The sequence below is a fragment of the Acetobacter sp. genome (genome assembly GCF_047721705.1).
GTDB lineage: Bacteria > Pseudomonadota > Alphaproteobacteria > Acetobacterales > Acetobacteraceae > Acetobacter.
The window spans coordinates 1-2,117 of record NZ_JBDNXK010000178.1 but is presented as its reverse complement, the minus strand read 5'-3'; the positions used below and the strand labels follow the sequence as shown (position 1 = coordinate 2,117).

The following is a 2,117-nucleotide window of genomic DNA, read 5'->3' as shown; positions in this document are numbered from 1 at the left end:
GACTATTTCTCAGTATAAGCGCTCATGCTGTCTTTGGAATGGGACTGTATTTAGGTGAACTTTTTTACCAAGGTTTTTTCTGAAACCTTATTCAGAGAGTGATTACAGTTTTCTATAGTGACGAGGACTGACACCTGTCACTCTGCGGAAGACCTGAGCAAAGTGACTTGGACTGTCGTATCCGATCCCCAAGGCAATCTCGATAATGGAAAGATTGGTCTTACGAAGCATTTCTGATGCTTTCTGGACGCGGCGCTGCATGAACCAACCAGAGGGGGTTTGTCCCGTGGTTGTACGGAATGAGCGACTGAAGTGAAAACGGCTCATGCCACACAAAGCAGCAAGACAATCCAAATCAAATGGTTCGGCCAGATGTGCTTCCATATGATCAAGAACTCTACGCAGTTTCCATGTGGGCAAGAGTGTGGATCGTAGCTTTATCTTAGCCTTGGTATCAGCATACTGTCTTAAAAGATGAACTGTCAGACTTTCCAGAAGGCCATTTACAAATAAGGGATTTGCAATAACGGAAGATTGCATTTCAGCTATCAGACCACTCAAAATTCCTGATATGAAAGCATCTTCCCCGCCCGAAACATCCCGCATTCGAATACGGGATGAATTCAGATTTAATGACATGGCAGCCCGATCGACAAGCTCAAGTCCAAGATAGAGATGCAACACTTCAAAACAAGTGTTTCCCTTGCCCTGCCACCGCATCAGATAGGGTGTGTCCGTCTGCGTGAGGTAAAATGTTCCTGCTCTTGCCTTGCTCTGTTCCCAAGGCCCTGTCAGTTCACGCTCTTCAATATTTGCTTCTCCGCGGATAACCCAAACAAGCAGGGGTTCTGCGACGGCAGGTACAAGAATTTCGTCTTCTTGTACCGGGCGAGTGAATATCTGGACGTCAACATCCTTCCAGACATCCCCTTCACTTTGCGCGACTTTCTTCCCGGGGAGAAGTTGCTCCAGTGTCAAACTGGCAGCACGCCGAGAAGGAAGGCAGGACAAAACCATCTGCTACACTCTCTCATTTCCATGCGCGACTATCTATAGCGCAAAATCGCGATAGTTTCAGCAAGAAGCCATGCGAGATATCTTCTGGCATAATTTACACCTCCTTCGACAATTAAGGCCGATTGAAGGCTCGTCGTGTGGAGAAGATTATGAATATTGCAGGAAAAGTTGCTCTGGTGACCGGAGCATCCAGTGGCATTGGTGCGGCAACAGCGCGCAAACTTGCAGCAGAAGGAATGACAGTCGGCCTGGCGGCACGTCGTCATGATCGCCTGGAGACGCTTGTCAGTGAAATTACCAAGGCTGGCGGTCGAGCCATTCCTCTGGTGACGGACGTTACTGATCTTGTCTCGTGTCAAGAAGCGGCAAAGAGCTTGATCGCCCAATTTGGAAGGATTGACGTTCTGGTCAACAATGCGGGCCTGATGCCCCTATCCAGCGTTGACAGCCTGAAAGTGGACGAATGGCAGCAGATGGTGGACGTCAATATATCTGGTGTTCTTAATGCAACGGCAGCCGTTCTTCCGCAGATGATCGCACAGCATTCGGGCCATATTTTCAACATGTCCTCGATTGCAGGCCGGAAAGTCTTTACGGGTCTCGCCGTTTATTGCGCCACCAAGGCTGCGGTAACAGCGTTTTCAGACGGCCTCAGAATGGAGATCGGACCAAAGCATAATATCCGCGTTACCTGCATTCAGCCGGGAGCCGTAAAATCGGAGCTTTACGACCACATTACAGATGCTGATTCCCGCAAACAGATGGATGACCTTGCAGCGTCCATGACCTTTCTCGAAGGCGAGGACATAGCAGACAGTATTCTTTTTGCTCTGAAATCACCTGCACGTATGGATGTTGCAGAATTGTTTGTTCTTCCGACTGAACAGGGATGGTGAACAGAAACTGATTGCTAACCGAGCTTAGGAGACAGACATCCTACCGTCGACAAGAGGCTTAAGGCTGGAAAGCCTCTTGAAGCTCGGTCACAAAGACCCGCAGTTTGGGTGTCATAACCGGACTTGCGTTATAAAGCAGGTGCATGGGCCTGTCCGGAACTGTCCACCTCGGCATAAGCCGGACAAGCCGTTTGCTTTTAATAT

2 protein-coding genes are annotated in these 2,117 nt (G+C 49.1%); one reads left to right on the top strand and one right to left on the bottom strand.

Annotation, left to right across the window (positions count from 1 at the left end; translation table 11 throughout):
• Positions 1-102: 102 nt before the first annotated feature.
• Complete coding sequence (locus tag ABF824_RS16270) at positions 103-1,017, bottom strand: helix-turn-helix domain-containing protein (protein WP_415489992.1); 915 nt, start codon at positions 1,015-1,017, stop codon at positions 103-105.
• 149 nt (positions 1,018-1,166) lie between these two features.
• Here ABF824_RS16270 and ABF824_RS16265 point away from each other — a divergent pair, with 149 nt between their 5' ends.
• Complete coding sequence (locus tag ABF824_RS16265; RefSeq protein WP_415489991.1) at positions 1,167-1,913, top strand: SDR family oxidoreductase; 747 nt, start codon at positions 1,167-1,169, stop codon at positions 1,911-1,913.
• Positions 1,914-2,117 lie beyond the last annotated feature (204 nt).